We start from the raw sequence: 1976 nt of genomic DNA on the forward strand, positions 1-1976 counted from the left end.
CAGGGGTGTTTACAGGACATGCCGCAAAGAGCATGCACACCGCGTCCGGCGCCATCCGCACGCAGCCTGCCGATACCGGCTGGCCGAGATGGTCCACATCGGCGGTGCCGTGGATGTAGATATAACGGCGGAAAGTATCCTGAAAACCACCACGATTAAAACCGTTTTCGCTGCCGGAGAGCCAAAGAATGCGGCCGAGAATCCAGTCTTGCCGCGGTCGACCCGCCGCCCACTCCGCGCTGTAACAGGCACCGGTCCAACGTCTGCCGCGCAGGATTGCCGTCGTGGGCAGGCCTTCACCGATGCGCGCGCGCACTACATGCCATCCGCGCGGCGTGCAGCCGCTGTCACGCCGTTCACCAAGTCCGTTACGAGCCGTGGATATGACATACGCCGAGCGCGGCTCAGCGCCGCTCATCTCGCGCAACCGCTGGGCGGAGACATCCACCCAGAGCCAACGTGGGGGCATTTCAGCACTCAAAGAGGGCGATGGATTCGACATGGGCGGTATGGGGAAACATGTTGACGACGCCGGCCGCTTGCAGACGATAGCCGCGTTCGTGTACCAGGTACGCCGCATCACGGGCCAGGGTCGCCGGATTGCAGGAGACATACACCAGGCGGCGGACGCCGGGGGTCAGGCTGCGCAGCACTTCGATGGCGCCACTGCGGGGCGGATCGATGAGCATTTTGTCGATGGCGCCCGCCGGAAAAAAATCTTCCATCTGCGCCTGGGTGAGATCGGCTACGGCATATCGGGCTTTATCCGCCAGGCCATTGGCGGCGGCGTTCTCGGTGGCTAGCGCGACCAAGCGGGCGTCCCCTTCAATGCCAAGCACCCGCGCTCCCAGTCGGGCAATAGGCAGAGTGAAATTCCCGAGTCCACAGAAGAGATCCAGAATCTGCTCTCCCGGTTGCGGCTGCAGCAGCGCCATGGCGCGGCGCACTATCACCTGATTCACCGCCTGATTGACCTGAGTGAAGACCAGCGGATCAAAACGCAGGCGCAACTGATAGTCCGGCAGATCGTAATGAAGGGGTTCCGGCTGCTCCGGCCATAAAGGGTGCAGGGTGTCCGGCCCGCGCGGCTGCAGCCATATCTGCAGGTCGTGTTGCACACCAAAAGCACGCAAGTGCTGCAGATCGCTTTCCATCAGCGGCCGCATGTGACGAAACACCAGAGCGACGGCATCCGGCGTGGCGGCCACTTCGATCTGCGGAAAATCCTGGGGCGATTGCATCTGCCCGATCAGCGCCCGCAGGGGCAGAATGCGTTGCCCGATGCGCGGATCAAGGGTCAGACATTGCCCCATATCCACGACATAACTGCTGTTGCGTTCGCGGAAACCGACCAGTGCGCCCCGGGTTTTTGGCGTCCGCACCGAGAGTCGCGCCTTGCTGCGATAGCTCAGGCTCGGGCCATGAATGGGGGGCAGGACGCGTCCGGGGCGGACCTTGCCGATGCGCCAGAGATTATCTTCCAGTTGTCTTTGCTTGATGGCCACCTGCGCCGCTGGCTCCAGATGCTGCAGGCTGCAGCCCCCGCAGACACCAAAGTGCGGACAAGGCGGCGACACCCGCAGGGAGGATGCCTTGACCACTTGCAACAACTCGGCACGATCAAAGCTCTTGTGGTCTTGAGTACGCCGTGCCCAGACCCGCTCACCGGGCAGCGCCCCATCGACAAAAAGCACCTTGCCCCCCACACGGGCAATCCCGCGCCCCTCGGCATCCAGACTTTCGATCACTACCTGCTCAGGCTGAGCGTTATGGATGGGCTTGGGACGCGACATGCAGATTCTCTGGCCACAAGGTAAGAAATTCCTGGACGTGGGCCTCGTCCCGGTTTTGTAAGTAAGACCGCAACTGCGTCTGGCAGGCATCATAAGCCGATTTGTCGAGATGCCCACGGGTCAATTCAAAACGCAGATGGACCAGAGCCGTGTTCAGCACATCGACTTCGCAGTAGTGGCGGA

General features: G+C 62.0%; 2 protein-coding genes and 1 pseudogene. All 3 read right to left on the reverse strand.

Annotated elements, in window-relative coordinates; translation table 11 throughout:
* On the reverse strand, positions 1-469 hold a 469-nt coding region (locus HF921_RS12890), incomplete at its 3' end, for a L,D-transpeptidase (protein WP_226834630.1).
* A 1-nt stretch (position 470) separates the two neighbouring features.
* The gene (gene rlmD, locus HF921_RS12895; RefSeq protein WP_215893967.1) at positions 471-1793 is read right to left on the reverse strand and encodes a 23S rRNA (uracil(1939)-C(5))-methyltransferase RlmD; all 1323 of its coding nucleotides are present in this window, start codon (positions 1791-1793) and stop codon (positions 471-473) included.
* Positions 1768-1976 (reverse strand): annotated as a pseudogene (locus tag HF921_RS12900) (3'-5' exonuclease); the annotation flags it as partial. The gene rlmD and the pseudogene HF921_RS12900, both read right to left, overlap by 26 nt.

The sequence above is a fragment of the Acidithiobacillus ferriphilus genome, from assembly GCF_018854775.1.
In the GTDB taxonomy this organism is placed as follows: Bacteria; Pseudomonadota; Gammaproteobacteria; order Acidithiobacillales; family Acidithiobacillaceae; genus Acidithiobacillus; species Acidithiobacillus ferriphilus.

Coding starts and splice junctions, on each gene's coding strand:
- rlmD (WP_215893967.1), bottom strand. CDS start 1,793: ATGTCGCGTCCCAAGCCCATCCATAACGCTCAGCCTGAGCAGGTAGTG.